A 13789-nucleotide genomic window follows, 5' to 3' on the forward strand; every position below is an offset into this window, starting at 1 on the left:
CTGATTTCAAGCTGCGATATCAGGCGAAAAATTTGCGCGCATATTCCAGCGCCTCGACAAGAGAGTCTACTTCGGCGCGGGTATTGTAAAGGCCGAACGATGCCCGGCATGTGGAGGTGACGCCGAAGCGTTTCAAGAGCGGCATGGCGCAATGGGTGCCCGCACGTACCGCAACGCCGCGCCGGTCGATCACCATCGAGACATCATGGGCATGGATGCCCTCAAGTTCGAAGGAGAAGATGCCACCCTTGTCAGGCGCATTGCCGATGATGCGCAACGAATTGATCTCGCGCAGCCGCTCGGCGGCGTAAGCGGCAAGATCAGCCTCGTGTGCTGCAATCGCGGCGCGGCCGAGATTGTTCATGTAATCCAGCGCGTAACCAAGACCGATGGCCTGCACGATGGGTGGTGTGCCGGCTTCGAAACGGTGCGGCGGCTCGTTATAGGTGACATTGTCTTCGGTAACGTCGAGGATCATCTCCCCGCCGCCCTGGAACGGCCGCATCTCGCGCAGCCGGTCGGCCTTGCCATAGAGCACGCCGATGCCCGAGGGACCGTAAAGCTTGTGGCCGGTCATCACATACCAGTCGCAATCGATATCGCGCACATCGACCGGCATGTGAACCGCACCCTGCGATCCATCAATCAGCACCGGAATGCCGCGCTCATGCGCAATGCGGCAGATTTCCTTGACCGGAACGATAGTGCCGAGCGCATTCGACATATGGGTGATGGCAACGAGCTTGGTGCGCTCCGTCAGGCTCTTTTCGAAAGCCTCGATATGAAACGCGCCGTCATCATCCACAGGCACCCAGACGAGCTTCGCACCCTGCCGCTCGCGGATGAAATGCCACGGCACGATGTTGGAATGATGCTCCATGATCGAAATGACGATCTCGTCGCCCTCGCCGATCTTCGGCATGCCATAACCGTAAGCAACCGTATTGATCGCCTCGGTCGAGGATTTGGTGAAGATGATCTCGTCCACCGAACCGGCATTCAGGAAACGGCGCACCTTTTCGCGCGCCGCCTCATAGGCGTCGGTTGCGGCATTGGAGAGGAAATGCAGGCCGCGATGCACATTCGCATACTCATTGGCATAGGCATGCGAAACGGCGTCGATCACCACCTGCGGTTTTTGAGCGGACGCGCCGTTGTCGAGATAGACCAGCGGCTTGCCGTAGACCTCGCGCGACAGGATCGGAAAATCCTTGCGCACGGCTTCGATGTCATAAGGGGCCGCCAATGCGGCGCGTTCGCTCTCAGGCATGATGTTCCAGCCAGCCGGAGATGATCGTCTCCAGCGCCTCTACCAGATTTTCTTCTTCCAGTTCCTCGACGATCTCGGCGACGAAGGCGTTGACGAGCATCGCCCGTGCCTTCGCCCGCGGAACGCCGCGTGCCATCAGGTAGTAGAGATGGTTGTCGCTGATATCGGCAACCGTCGCACCATGGCCGCACTGAACGTCATCTGCGAAGATTTCCAGTTCCGGCTTTGCCGAGAACTCGCCATCGTCAGACATCAGCAGCGTATTGCAGGCCATCTTTGCGTCGGTCTTCTGCGCATCGGGTGCCACCCGGATCATGCCCTGGAAAATGCCCTTTGCACGGTCGAACACCACGTTGCGGAACACTTCCGTCGAGGTCGTGTTCGGCACGTTGTGGCCGAGAACCATCGTCACATCGGTATGGGTTTCACCACCCAGAAGGTTGACGCCGCGAACGATGAGGTCAGTGCCCTCGCCTTCCACATTGATGCGCAGTTCCTGCCGCACCAGCTTGCCGCCGGCATTGACAATGAACAGGCGAATCTTGGCGTCCGCGCCGATTTTCATGCGCAGCTGGCCAAGATGGATATCGGCTGCACCCTGTTGCTGCAGGATGATCCAGGTCACTTCCGCGCCATCCTCAACGACGATGTCGCTGACGGAGGAAACAAAGGCCGCGTCCGCAGTCACCGAAAGGTGACGCTCGATGACGGTTGCCTTGGAACCCTTGCCGAAACGGACCGGGAAGCGGCTGTGAACTTGGCCTGCGCCATGGATCGCCTGCAATTCGATCGGCTTCTCGATCTCGGCATCGGCCGGGATCTCGAGCACCAGGCCATCGCGCACGAAGCTGCCATTGATGCGGCCAATCGCGTCATCCTTGCTGGCTTCAGCGAGGCCGGCGGCAGCGGAACCGTCGAGCAGGCTTTCTGCAAAGCGCGAAACACGGACGTCCTCGATCTTGCCGATATCGGCCGCGCCATGCTGCACATAGGCAACCAGAGAACCGGCAACCGTCGGCGCCTGCTTCTCGATAACCGGCGCGGGCCGGTCTTCCGGGACGGCGCGCAGCAGGCTCTTCAGATCGGTATAGTGCCACGCCTCGATGCGGCGGGTCGGAAGACCGCCGGTCTTCAGATCGTCGAACAGCACGTCACGGGCGGCAACAACAGCGCCGTCGCCCGGCAATTCGCTGAACTTGGCGGTGTAAGCGTCGACCAGCGCGGTTTCCGCTGGCGTCAGCCGGTTGGTAGCTTGAATGTTCATGGACATCACCTCCTGGCCTTTGACTTAGGCCGCTTCACCGATGATGTCGGCGTAACCGTTGTTTTCCAGTTCCAGCGCAAGAGCCTTGTCACCCGAGCGGATGATCTTGCCCTTGTAGAGAACGTGAACGCTGTCAGGCACGATATAATCGAGCAGGCGCTGATAGTGGGTGATGACCACGGTGGCGCGATCCGGCGACTTCAGCGCGTTGACGCCGTCAGCCACGATCTTCAGGGCGTCGATGTCGAGGCCGCTATCGGTTTCGTCGAGAACGCAGAGCTTCGGCTCCAAGAGCGCCATCTGCAGGATTTCGGCGCGCTTCTTCTCACCGCCGGAGAAGCCGACGTTCAGCGGACGCTTCAGCATCTCCATGTCGATCTTCAGATCGCCGGCCGCTTCCTTGACGCGGCGGATGAAGTCCGGCGTCGTCAGCTCGGACTCGCCGCGCGCCTTGCGCTGCTCATTCATCGCAACCTTCAGAAACTGCATGGTGGCGACACCAGGAATTTCGACCGGATACTGGAAAGCAAGGAAAATGCCCTTGGCGGCGCGCTCGGCGGCATCCAGTTCCAGAATGCTTTCGCCGTTATAGAGAATGTCACCGGAGGTGACTTCATAATCTTCGCGGCCCGACAGGATGTAGGACAGCGTCGACTTGCCGGAACCGTTCGGCCCCATGATGGCAGCAACCTCACCGGCGGCAACCTTCAGGTTGAGACCCTTGATGATCTCGGTTTCGGTATCGGCGATCTTTGCGTGCAGGTCGATGATTTCAAGCATGGTATTGTTCCTGTTCATGGTGCGGTTTCAAGGACCGCCTCGTAGACCCTGTTTGCGGGTCGCTCTCAATTCTCACATCCGTCATCCTCGGGCTTGTCCCGAGGATCTAATCCGTTAATTGTAGTCGCCCCACTTCCGCGTATTTTCGTGCGGCCGATAGGCGTTGTCGATTTCGTTGATGCGCTCGTAAAGGTCCATCCAGGTTGGATTTAGCTCTTCTATCAACCGAATTTTCCATTCGCGCACGTAACGCTTCAACGATTTCTCCCGCTGGATAGCCAGCACGATATTTGGATGGGTTTCGAACCAGACGAGGTTCTTTGCCCTGTATTTCTCGGTATAACCCTTCTGCGACGCGGTGCGATGTTCATATATCCTTCCCGGCAGGTCGCTGGTGACACCGGTGTAGATCACACCTCGCGGCTTTTCGGACATCATATAGACGAAACCGCTCATCGCCGCATCCCACGTAGCAGATCCTCGGGACAAGCCCGAGGATGACGTCGAGCAAGAGTTAACCCACGGACCCTTCCAGCGAAATGCCGATCAGCTTCTGCGCTTCCACGGCAAATTCCATCGGCAGTTCCTGAATGACTTCCTTGACGAAACCGTTGACGATCAGTGCGATGGCCGCTTCTTCGGGAATGCCGCGCTGCAGGCAATAGAACAGCTGGTCTTCGGAAATCTTCGACGTCGTCGCCTCGTGCTCGAAATGCGCGGAGGAGTTCTTCGCCTCGATATAGGGCACCGTATGCGCACCGCACTTGTCGCCGATCAAAAGCGAGTCGCACTGCGTGAAGTTACGCGTGTTGGTCGCCTTGCGGTGGGCCGAAACCTGGCCGCGATAGACGTTTTCCGAAAAGCCGGCGGCGATGCCCTTGGCGATGATGCGGCTCGACGTGTTCTTGCCGAGATGGATCATCTTGGTGCCGCTATCGATCTGCTGATGGCCGTTGGAAACCGCGATCGAATAGAACTCGCCGCGGCTGTCGTCACCGCGCAGGATGCAGGATGGGTATTTCCAAGTAATCGCCGAACCGGTTTCCACCTGCGTCCACGAAATCTTCGAACGGTTGCCGCGGCAATCGCCACGCTTGGTCACGAAGTTGTAGATGCCGCCCTTGCCGTCCTTGTCGCCCGGATACCAGTTCTGAACGGTGGAATATTTGATTTCGGCATCATCAAGCGCCACGAGTTCAACCACGGCCGCGTGAAGCTGGTTCTCGTCGCGCTGCGGCGCGGTGCAGCCTTCCAGATAGGAGACGTAAGCACCCTCTTCGGCGATGATCAGCGTGCGCTCGAACTGGCCGGTGTTCTTCTCGTTAATGCGGAAATAGGTGGAAAGCTCCATCGGGCACCGCACACCCTTCGGCACGAAGACGAAGGAACCGTCGGTGAAGACGGCCGAGTTCAGCGTTGCGTAGAAATTGTCCGTCGTCGGAACGACAGAGCCCAGATATTTCTTCACCAGTTCCGGATGCTCGCGCACGGCTTCCGAAATCGACATGAAAATCACGCCGGCTTTCGCCAGTTCCGCCTTGAAGGTGGTGACGACCGAGACGCTGTCGAACACGGCATCCACGGCGACCTGGCGCTTTTCGACGCCGGCGAGGATTTCCTGTTCTTTCAGCGGAATACCGAGCTTCTCATAGACCTTCAAAAGCTCCGGGTCGACTTCATCGAGCGACTTCGGGCCGGGCGCGGTCTTCGGCGCGGCATAATAATAGAGATCGTTGAAGTCGATCTTGGGGTAGCTGACGCGCGCCCAGGTCGGCTCTTCCATCGTCAGCCAGCGCTTGTAAGCCTCAAGACGCCATTCCAGCATCCATTCCGGCTCCTGCTTCTTGGCCGAGATGAAACGGATCACCTCTTCCGAAAGGCCCTTCGGGGCCTTGTCGACTTCGATATTGGTTTCGAAGCCGTATTTATACTGGTCCACATCGATCTGGCGGACCTGATCGATCGTTTCCTGAACCGCTGCCATGTCGTTCTCCAATCTCGCCGGAGCCAAGGTCCGGTGGCTTGTCAACGTATCAAGGCGGAAAGCCGCCTTATCCATCTTCGGGCAATGTCACCGCGCCGTTAAGCGGGGCGGAGCTTATACCCATGTAAGTGCGGGATGGCGCTTTTCACACATCCCGGCAAGCGGAAAATTGCTATTCCGCAATTCTTTGCCGCATTTTAAGCGGCCTGACCGGAAAGCCTGCGCCGCCCGGCAATTTTCGCAAACGCCGCAAGCGTCCGTTCGATGTCCGCCTCGTCCGTCGCATGGCCAAGGGAAATCCGGAGCGCGCCAAGCTTGGGATCACGCCCCATAGCCGTCAGCACATGGCTTTCCCCCACCTTGCCGGATGAGCAGGCCGAACCGGCCGACAGCGCAATACCTTCGATATCGAAAGCGATCTGCCCCGTTTCCGCCTTCAGGCCCGGCAGGGTAAAAAACGTGGTATTACCGACGCGGGCAACGTCTTCGCCGTGGATGATCACATCCGGCGCGCGCGCTCGCATGCCGTCTTCCAGCCGCGCCCGCAGAGCGGCAAGACGCGCCGCTTCAACCTCGAGATTCTTGGCAGCAACAGCGGCAGCGGCGCCAAAACCGATAACCGACAGGGTATTTTCCGTACCGGAACGATGCCCCTTTTCCTGCCCGCCGCCATGAATAAGCGGCTTCGGCATCATCACCTCGCCGCGCGAGATGAGAGCGCCAGCCCCCTTGGGGCCACCGAGCTTGTGGGACGAGACAACAAGGAAATCGGCATCGAGAGCGTTGATATCGAGCGGAACCCTGCCTGCCGCCTGCACGGCGTCGATGACCATCAATCCACCCGCCGCATGCACCAGCCGCGCCGCTTCCGCCACCGGCTGGAGGATGCCGGTCTCATTGTTTACCAGCATGCAGGCAACCATCGGCAGGCCGGCGGAAGCATCGTGCGAAGACAGCAGCGTCTGAAGTGCCGCAAGATCGATGACGCCCGCTGACGTAACGGGAATTTCCGTAACGTCAGCCTTGCCGAACCGGCCGCCTTCGCGAAAGGCAGGATGCTCGATGGCTGAAACATAAAGATGGCCATAGCGCACTGGAGCGCGCCCCATCCTGAAATCCGGTGTCAGCACCAGATTGGCGGCTTCCGTCGCGCCGCTGGTAAAGGTGACATGGGCAGCCTCAGCGCCAACAAGTGCCGCAACCTCGCGGCGGGCGCCCTCAACGGCGGCGCGGGCGGCACGCCCTTCCCGGTGGACGGAAGACGGATTGCCGGCAAGATCGAGCGCGGAGACGAGAACATCGCGCACGGCGGGCAAAAGCGGCGCCGTCGCGTTCCAGTCCATATATGTCCGCGTCAAAACCGTCATGACGATGAGGCTTCATCCAATCTTCAATGCGCCAAAACGCATTTTTCTTGAAATTACAGTTGCGCTTGCCTTATGACACCACCCGAGTGCTTTAGCACACGCAAAGTTTCGAATTATTCTAAACTGCGTTCTAGAAAAGATGACACAGTTCGTCAAGTCTTCTCATCGGAAGAATGCGGTTGGAGAATGAAAAAACACGACCGGAGTACCAATGCCCGAAGTCATCTTTAACGGCCCTGCGGGTCGCCTCGAAGGCCGTTATCAACCCTCCAAGGAAAAGAGCGCGCCGATCGCGATCATCCTTCATCCGCACCCGCAGTTTGGCGGCACGATGAACAACCAGATCGTCTATCAGCTCTTTTATCTTTTCCAGAAGCGCGGCTTCACGACGCTCCGGTTCAATTTCCGCTCCATTGGCCGCAGCCAGGGCGAATTCGACCATGGCGCCGGCGAGCTTTCCGACGCCGCTTCCGCGCTCGACTGGGTGCAGAGCCTGCATCCCGATTCGAAAAGCTGCTGGGTCGCGGGTTACTCCTTTGGCGCCTGGATTGGCATGCAGCTTCTGATGCGCCGCCCGGAAATCGAAGGTTTCATGTCGATTGCGCCGCAGCCCAACACCTACGACTTCTCCTTCCTCGCCCCCTGCCCGTCGTCGGGCCTCATCATCAACGGCGATTCCGACAAGGTCGCGCCTGAGAAGGATGTGAACGGTCTGGTGGAGAAGCTGAAGACCCAGAAGGGCATCCTCATCACCCACCGCACCGTTCCCGGCGCCAACCACTTCTTCAACGGCAAGGTGGACGACCTGATGGGCGAATGCGAGGACTATCTCGACCGCCGCCTCAATGGCGAACTGGTGCCGGAACCGGCGGCCAAGCGCATTCGGTGATTGGCCGAGCATTGGCAGGGTAGGTTTTGATCTAAAGACAATGATCGATGGTGGGTGTGGCTTACCCCCCTCTGCCCTGCCGGGCATCTCCCCCTCAAGGGGGGAGATCAGCTAGACGCCTGCTCCTCGCCCAAGTTTCTACGTCGAAAATGACCGGAAGGTCGCCACGATTCGATCTCCCCCCTTGAGGGGGAGATGCCCGGCAGGGCAGAGGGGGGTGAGCCAAGCCCTCCGTTCTATACTATGATCGTCATTCCGATCGCACCAACACCCCCCCAGTCACCGGCTCCTTCACCCCCGTCGTACCGGGATAGGTCAGCGGCAAACCATTGACCGACCGAACCGCCAGATAGGCCCAGGCCTCCGCCTCCATCGCGCCGCCATCGAACCCCGCCTCTTCCGCCGCAATCACACGTGCGCCGACCTTGGCGGCAAGGTTACCAAACTCCTCCATGATCACCGGGTTCAACCGCCCACCACCACAGACCACGTAGGTCCTCGCCGCCTCCGGCAGATAACTTGCCGACTTCAGAATGGCAGCCCCTGTCAGATGAGCCAGCGTCCGCGCCCCATCCACCAGCGAGACCTCCCCCTTTTTCGGCGGCACGAAATCGCTGCGGTCCAGCGACCGACGGATATTGGCTGAAAAAAACGGGCTTTCCATATAACGCGCCACCAGCGACGCGACGACGCTGCCGCCCGCCGCCGTCTTGCCGCCCTTGTCGAAAGCCTTGCCCGTATGCGCCTCGATCCACTGGTCGATCAGCATATTGCCCGGCCCGCTGTCGAAAGCGGCAAGCCGCCCCGCCTCACCGATATAGGTGAGATTGGAAATGCCGCCGATATTGACGAAGACGGCCGGCGTTTCGAACCCATCGGGCAGATTGGCGGAAAGCGCCATGTGATAGGCCGGGATCAGCGGCGCGCCCTGCCCGCCATGGACCATGTCGTTTGCCCGCATGTCGTAGACCACATCGATGCCGGTCTCGGAGGCCAGAAGCGCGCCGTCGCCGATTTGCACGGTCAGCGCCTCGTCCGGGCGGTGCAGCACCGTCTGACCGTGAAAGCCGATCACATCGATATCGCCGGGCTGGAGGCGGTGACGATGGAGGAAGGATTTGACCGCCGCCGCATGGGCAAGCGTCAGCTTGCGCTCGGCTTCCGTCAGATCACCGGGACGTTCGCGCCGTTCACGAATGGCTTTGGCTGTGACCAATGCCTTCTGCCAGATGGCGCGCAGGCCCGGATCATAGGGGAAATACCCACTCGGCCCATGCCGAACCACGCTTTCGCCATCCGTGCGCAACAGGGCGATATCGATGCCGTCCATCGATGTGCCGCTCATCAGCCCGATTGCCGTTTTGACCTCGCCCACCTGCCGCTCCCCTGCAATCACGAATCATCATGGAGTGAATCCCGACATTCATGGCCGAAACGGGTGCACATTTCAAAAAACAATGATAAAGCCGCGACGGTCATTGGTTTTCGATGGCCGCAAAGATCAAACCAGAAAGTAAAAGGTTATGTCCAGGTTCAAGTCCGATTTCCTCCGCACGCTCGATGAGCGCGGCTTCATTCACCAGATCTCCGATGAGGCAGGTCTCGACGAACTGTTCGCCAAGGAAACCGTGACCGCCTATATCGGCTATGACCCGACGGCTTCGAGTTTGCATGTCGGCCACCTCACCCAGATCATGATGCTGCACTGGATGCAGAAGACCGGCCACCAGCCAATCTCGCTGATGGGTGGCGGCACCGGCATGGTCGGCGATCCCTCCTTCAAGGAAGAGGCCCGCAAGCTGATGACCATCGACATGATCGAAGACAACATCACCTCGCTCAAGCATGTCTTCGCCAACTACCTCGATTACGATCGCGCCGAGAACCCGGCGCTGATGATCAACAATGCCGACTGGCTGCGTGGTCTGAACTACCTCGAATTCCTGCGCGATGTCGGCCGCCATTTCTCGGTCAACCGCATGCTGTCCTTCGACAGCGTCAAAACGCGCCTCGACCGCGAACAGTCCCTGTCCTTCCTCGAATTCAACTACATGATCCTGCAGGCCTACGATTTCGTGGAGCTGAACCAGCGCACCGGCTGCCGCCTGCAGATGGGCGGTTCCGACCAGTGGGGCAACATCATCAACGGCATCGATCTCGGTCACCGCATGGGGACACCGCAGCTCTACGCCCTGACCTCGCCGCTTCTGACCACCTCCTCCGGTGCGAAAATGGGCAAGTCGGCTTCCGGCGCGGTGTGGCTGAACAAGGACCTGCTGCCGGTCTATGATTTCTGGCAATACTGGCGCAACACGGAAGATGCGGACGTGGTTCGCTTTGCGAAACTCTTCACCACGCTGCCGATGGATGAGATCGCCCGGCTCGCCGCCCTTGGCGGATCGGAGATCAACGAGGCGAAGAAAATCCTCGCGACCGAAGTGACGGCTATCCTGCATGGCCGCGCAGCGGCAGAAGAAGCGGCCGAGACGGCGCGCAAGACCTTCGAAGAAGGTGCGCTCGCCGAAAACCTGCCCTCCATCGAGGTTCCGGCATCCGAACTCGATGCCGGCCTCGGCGTTCTCTCGCTCATCGTCCGCGCCGGTCTCGCCGGCTCGAACGGCGAGGCCCGCCGCCATGTTCAGGGCGGTGCGGTAAAGATCAACGACATTGGCGTTTCGGATGAGCGCCAGACGGTCGGTTCCGGTGAAATCACCGGCGACGGCGTCATCAAGCTGTCGGTCGGCAAGAAGAAGCACGTTCTGGTTCGCCCGGCGTAACACCCGCGCCAGACCCGTTACCAAGGGCCGCGAAAGCGGCCCTTTTTTATTGGAACTCGAAAATCTGCCGGAAGACGCCCGGCGCGATCAGCGACAGCGGATTGATCGTCAGCTTCGGCTGGTCCGTCTGGCCGGAGAGCTTGAAGGTGATGCCGAGCAAGCCCCGGTCGCGGCCATTGCCGAGGAAGATGCCGATGAAGGGTAGCTCGCCGAACAGCCGGTTCAGGCCGTAGGCGGGCATGAAGGTGCCGGTCATGTCCATGCGGCCGCTCTGGTCCTTCAAAAGCCCCTGGAAAGTCGCACCGATCTGCTCGCCGCGCACGACGCCGTTTTCCACCGCCACCGAACCGTTGACGTAAACGACCCGGGCAAAACCGCGCTGGAATTTTTCCGAGCTGACATCGATATTGCGGCGCACCGCATTGTTGAGGCTCCTGCCGTCCTCGCCCGTCGGCGTGGCGACGATGTCCTGCAGCTTGGCTTCGTTGACGACGGCAAAATTGCGCAGGTCGAGCGATCCGCTCCAGTCGCTGCCATTGGAGGTCGTCAGCGCAAGGTTGAGAAGGCCGCCACGAATGCGGCTGTAGATATTGGCGAAACGGGCAAGCGAACCCGCATCGCTGCTGGTCAGCGTCACGGTTCCCGTCGCCCCGCGATTGACGGTCTGCGCCACCACCGCCTGGCCATTGCCGGTGACGCCACGGAAATCGATGGAGCGAACCTTGCCATCCCGCACGCTGACATCGGAACTGACATTGGCAAGGATTTCATCGTTGAACCCGTAGACCTTGTCGAATTGCGTCTTGATGGCAAGGGATGGCTGCGAACGCGACGTCCCGTCGCCGCTGCCGGAAGAGCTGCGAAGCTTCGAGAGGAAAGGCCTGACATCGGCGGATTTCCCCGATGCATTGATGATATAGCCGTTCTTCGAAGCGGCGACCGAAACGGCGTAATTATCGGAGGGCGAAAGCTGCACGCGGCTGAGATCGGCGGAAATCAGCCCGTTCTTGCTGAAGGCGATATCGCCGGCAGCGCCGAAGCCGTCGCCGTCGAGCGAGAAGTCGCTGATCGTCGTGCGCCCGTCTCCCATTTCCATGGTGAAGGCGGCGCTGGCGGGAATGCCGATGCCCTTGCTCCAGCCAAGCCCCGGCAGAATGATCGACGCCTTGGTCAGATCGAGCCGGATATCCTGGCGTTTCGGGTCGGCGCCGTCGATTTCAATCGCCGTCGTGCCGCCGAGGACCGTGGAAAGTTCCGGAGCGAGCTTGGCAACCTGCGTTTCGTTCAGGCTTGCCTTCAGCGACAGCGTCGGCGCGATATCGCTGTTCTTACTCACCGGCTCCGTCATCACGATGTCCATCGGGACGTCGTCCACGCGGCCCCTGCCCTCCAGTTTGAGCTGGCGGTCGTCCAGCGTCATGAAACCGTCGAGCGCAGTCACCTTGTGGCCCGCAAAGGGCTTGGTCAGCGACAGGTTCTTCAGATCGAGATCGGCCGTCCACACCGGCGGAGGCGGGTTATGGCTGGAAAGCAGGCCAACGGTCAGGTTAGCATGGGCTTTGACATCGCCGGTGAAATCCTCCGGCTTGAACTGCGTATTCTTGAGCGCATTGATGGGTTTGAGCGCCGCAAGCTCGGCCACGGCATCGGCCGAGCCCGAAACGTTCAGTTCGAGATTTCCGAGCAGCGGCTTGTCGTAAACAGCGGAAATGAGAAAACGGCTATTTTCCAGCGCAAGCGACCGGTTCGACGGGAAATAGGATGTTCCCCGCTTGATATCGACGGCCATTTTGCCGCCCACGAGATCGAAATGCGCGTCGACATCGCGCAACGGTGGAATGTCGCCGGTGGTATTGAGACGCGTATCGTCTATATCGAAGCGGATCTGCATTTCGCTTTCGCCGAGCACCAGCGGGCAGCCGGGGCCGCACATCCGCCCCTGCGGGATGAAGACAGCGATTGAACCATTGGTGACGGTGCCGCCGTAGAGATTGGAGACCACCCAGTCGCGCGGCTTGTGCGCCATCCAGAACGGCCAGAGCTGCTTGACCGCCGTGGCCTCCATCTTCGGAATCTGCCCGCCGAAACTGATTTCCGGCGACCCCTGGCCGAACCGGATTTTCAGCGATCCCGCCATGTCTCCGAGCGGGCCTGTCACATAAAGCGAGGGAACGTCGAGCTGCTTCGTCGCCGCCGTAAAATGTCCGTCCGCCTTCAGGCTGAAAGGAACCGGGGCCTCGCCCGAAGCTTCGGACGAAGCAACGGCGTTATCGATCCGCAGCGAAAGGCCGAAACCTTCTTCCGTATCGCTGATTTCACCGGCGACCGGAAGAATTGTCCGCCCAAGCTCCAGCCGCGAATTGTCGATGACAAGGGTGCTTTTGGCAAAGTCATAACGCGCGTGGACGTTGCCAGCCGTAAAGGTCTGGGACTCACCGCCGATCATCAGCGTTCCATTGCCGAGGCCGAGCGCAATTTCCAGCTGTGGCTCCTGCCCTTCCATGGCGCGCCGAGCGACAATATTGATACCCGTCTTGACGTTCAGGCCTTCATGGAGATTTCCGTCGGGATCGTATTTCTCAAGAAACGGGCCGATATCGAAACCGTCGATGCGGGCTTCAAAACCGTCTATCCGGCCGCCCGATCCCGAAGTCTGCAGCGACACGCTGGCAATTTCACCGTTGAATAGCGTTTCTCCATCGAGCGAATATCCGCCCTGCTGATCGGGCGTCAGCGACAGTTCACGCACTTCGACGGTGCGCGGCTTGCCCAACTCTCCGGGTGGCAGGTGAATCGAAACGCTGGAAATATCGATTTCCTCGGTTCCGCTGCTCAGAAAAGCCTGAGCGAGCTTGTCGAGCTGCCCGAAGGCCTCCTGCAATTGCTGCGGCACGGCGTCGAGCTTGACGCTGGCGAGATCGAACCCGTTACCCTTGGGCAAAAGCGCCGTATCGAGCTCCATCCCGTCGGCCTCGAGGCTTTCCACCGAGACACGGCCGGTCAGAAGCGCAAGCGGATCGAGCGCCATGCCGATTGCCCGCGCCCGGCTCATATGCTGGCCGGATTCCTTCTCGATGATATCCACGTCCTCCGCCACCAGCGCAAGGCGCAGCCCGGTGGAAAACCTGATCGCCGAAGAACCGATCCGCGCGCTGTAATGGGGGCCGAGCGCCCTTTCCAGCGCCTGCTGCGCCTGGCTGGAAAGCGTCGCGTCGATCGATCCTGTCTCGACGGAAAGAATGATGCCGCCGATGGACAGGAAGGCCAGCACGAAAAGCGCTGCGAAAATCTTGATGAAGGCGCGCACCATGGAGCGCGGCGCCGGGCAATGCACGATGATGGGATCTTCGGCCTGCGCCGAAGGAAGATCGTGCAGCGCAATGATATCGCGTCTGCCGAACTTGACCTTTTCACCCCTGACTTCAGCCATACGCCCGTGTTTGCCCTTGAATAGCTTT

Annotated in this window: 10 protein-coding genes; 2 read left to right on the forward strand and 8 right to left on the reverse strand. The window is 60.0% G+C overall.

Annotated elements, in window-relative coordinates:
- Positions 1-19: 19 nt before the first annotated feature.
- The 6 genes from ACQZ40_RS18280 to ACQZ40_RS18305 form a co-directional block, all read right to left on the reverse strand.
- Positions 20-1270 (reverse strand): cysteine desulfurase, encoded by a 1251-nt coding sequence (locus ACQZ40_RS18280; RefSeq protein ID WP_448748410.1) that lies wholly within the window; start codon positions 1268-1270, stop codon positions 20-22.
- Positions 1263-2534 (reverse strand): Fe-S cluster assembly protein SufD, encoded by a 1272-nt coding sequence (gene sufD, locus ACQZ40_RS18285; RefSeq protein ID WP_142845091.1) that lies wholly within the window; start codon positions 2532-2534, stop codon positions 1263-1265. The genes ACQZ40_RS18280 and sufD overlap by 8 nt, the downstream gene beginning before the upstream one ends.
- Positions 2535-2558: 24 nt before the next feature.
- Positions 2559-3314 carry a Fe-S cluster assembly ATPase SufC gene (gene sufC, locus ACQZ40_RS18290; protein WP_003522658.1) on the reverse strand — a complete coding sequence of 252 codons (756 nt, stop codon included), beginning with the start codon at positions 3312-3314 and terminating at the stop codon, positions 2559-2561.
- 114 nt (positions 3315-3428) lie between these two features.
- The gene (locus ACQZ40_RS18295) at positions 3429-3770 is read right to left on the reverse strand and encodes a GIY-YIG nuclease family protein (RefSeq protein ID WP_174036131.1); all 342 of its coding nucleotides are present in this window, start codon (positions 3768-3770) and stop codon (positions 3429-3431) included.
- 58 nt (positions 3771-3828) lie between these two features.
- Entirely contained in the window at positions 3829-5298 is a 1470-nt protein-coding gene (sufB, locus tag ACQZ40_RS18300) for a Fe-S cluster assembly protein SufB (RefSeq protein WP_448748411.1), read from the reverse strand.
- 197 nt (positions 5299-5495) lie between these two features.
- Positions 5496-6665, reverse strand: coding sequence for a cysteine desulfurase family protein (locus ACQZ40_RS18305; RefSeq protein ID WP_220318710.1), 1170 nt, complete (start codon positions 6663-6665; stop codon positions 5496-5498).
- 211 nt (positions 6666-6876) lie between these two features.
- Here ACQZ40_RS18305 and ACQZ40_RS18310 point away from each other — a divergent pair, with 211 nt between their 5' ends.
- Positions 6877-7554 carry an alpha/beta hydrolase gene (locus ACQZ40_RS18310; protein ID WP_035263309.1) on the forward strand — a complete coding sequence of 226 codons (678 nt, stop codon included), beginning with the start codon at positions 6877-6879 and terminating at the stop codon, positions 7552-7554.
- A gap of 250 nt (positions 7555-7804) precedes the next feature.
- Here ACQZ40_RS18310 and ACQZ40_RS18315 read toward each other — a convergent pair whose 3' ends face one another.
- The gene (locus tag ACQZ40_RS18315; RefSeq protein ID WP_448748412.1) at positions 7805-8929 is read right to left on the reverse strand and encodes an anhydro-N-acetylmuramic acid kinase; all 1125 of its coding nucleotides are present in this window, start codon (positions 8927-8929) and stop codon (positions 7805-7807) included.
- A 148-nt stretch (positions 8930-9077) separates the two neighbouring features.
- On the opposite strand from ACQZ40_RS18315, the gene tyrS reads away from it, so the two are divergent.
- Entirely contained in the window at positions 9078-10331 is a 1254-nt protein-coding gene (gene tyrS / locus ACQZ40_RS18320; protein ID WP_065655193.1) for a tyrosine--tRNA ligase, read from the forward strand.
- 46 nt (positions 10332-10377) lie between these two features.
- Here the strand turns inward: tyrS and ACQZ40_RS18325 are convergent, their stop codons facing one another.
- Positions 10378-13761 carry a YhdP family protein gene (locus ACQZ40_RS18325; RefSeq protein ID WP_065655194.1) on the reverse strand — a complete coding sequence of 1128 codons (3384 nt, stop codon included), beginning with the start codon at positions 13759-13761 and terminating at the stop codon, positions 10378-10380.
- Positions 13762-13789: the final 28 nt, after the last annotated feature.

The organism is Agrobacterium sp. 16-172Ci (assembly GCF_053522725.1).

Excerpts from the sequence above, each read along its gene's own strand:
- ACQZ40_RS18280 (WP_448748410.1), bottom strand. The coding sequence starts at position 1,270 with ATGCCTGAGAGCGAACGCGCCGCATTGGCGGCCCCTTATGACATCGAA.
- sufD (WP_142845091.1), bottom strand. The coding sequence starts at position 2,534 with ATGAACATTCAAGCTACCAACCGGCTGACGCCAGCGGAAACCGCGCTG.
- sufC (WP_003522658.1), bottom strand. The coding sequence starts at position 3,314 with ATGCTTGAAATCATCGACCTGCACGCAAAGATCGCCGATACCGAAACC.
- ACQZ40_RS18295 (WP_174036131.1), bottom strand. The coding sequence starts at position 3,770 with ATGAGCGGTTTCGTCTATATGATGTCCGAAAAGCCGCGAGGTGTGATC.
- sufB (WP_448748411.1), bottom strand. The coding sequence starts at position 5,298 with ATGGCAGCGGTTCAGGAAACGATCGATCAGGTCCGCCAGATCGATGTG.
- ACQZ40_RS18305 (WP_220318710.1), bottom strand. The coding sequence starts at position 6,665 with ATGACGGTTTTGACGCGGACATATATGGACTGGAACGCGACGGCGCCG.
- ACQZ40_RS18310 (WP_035263309.1), top strand. The coding sequence starts at position 6,877 with ATGCCCGAAGTCATCTTTAACGGCCCTGCGGGTCGCCTCGAAGGCCGT.
- tyrS (WP_065655193.1), top strand. The coding sequence starts at position 9,078 with ATGTCCAGGTTCAAGTCCGATTTCCTCCGCACGCTCGATGAGCGCGGC.
- ACQZ40_RS18325 (WP_065655194.1), bottom strand. The coding sequence starts at position 13,761 with ATGGCTGAAGTCAGGGGTGAAAAGGTCAAGTTCGGCAGACGCGATATC.